The following is a 561-nucleotide window of genomic DNA, read 5'->3' on the forward strand; positions in this document are numbered from 1 at the left end:
GTCACGGGCCGGCCTTGCGCTGCTCTTCATGCTGACCCGGGGGGTGTAGAGGATCAGGTACAGGCGGTCGAGCTCGTCCTGCTGGGCTTTCGGCGCGATCGGCGCCAAATCGCCCGCCCGCGCCTTGGACCAGCAGCAGGTGCTCAGGAAATACTGCAGCGGCGTTTTCTCGAAGATCCAGGCCGTCAGGTACAGCACGCCCAATGCGGCGATGACCCAGTTCAGCGGGCCCATGCACAGCGTGTAGCGCAGGATGGCGACGTCCACGGTTATTGACCCGGCCAAGGCTCTCATGGTGTAAGAAGCGCCCAATAATGCTTGGGTGCCAAAGGCCGCTATTTGTCCTCCGACCGCGGCCTGGCGTATCTGCAGCCATGAATCGACTTGGTTTTGGGCGTTTTCAATCTGCATTTGCAAAGACTTGAACTCTGCTCCCGCTGCCACAAATGACAACCCACCAATCACCCCACCAAACAACGTAAGCACTGGAGCCGCAGATAAACGAATGAAGAATCTATCCCTCCCCAACCCCACCCTAACCTGACTATCCACCACCGCCAC

At 59.2% G+C, this 561-nt stretch carries 1 pseudogene; it reads right to left on the reverse strand.

The features are described from left to right. Positions 1 to 267: pseudogene (locus CAG33_RS28040) on the reverse strand (hypothetical protein); the annotation flags it as partial. Between the last annotated feature and the right edge of the window lie 294 nt (positions 268 to 561).

It is taken from the genome of Pseudomonas sp. B3(2017) (assembly GCF_002113595.1).
GTDB lineage: Bacteria > Pseudomonadota > Gammaproteobacteria > Pseudomonadales > Pseudomonadaceae > Aquipseudomonas > Aquipseudomonas ekonensis.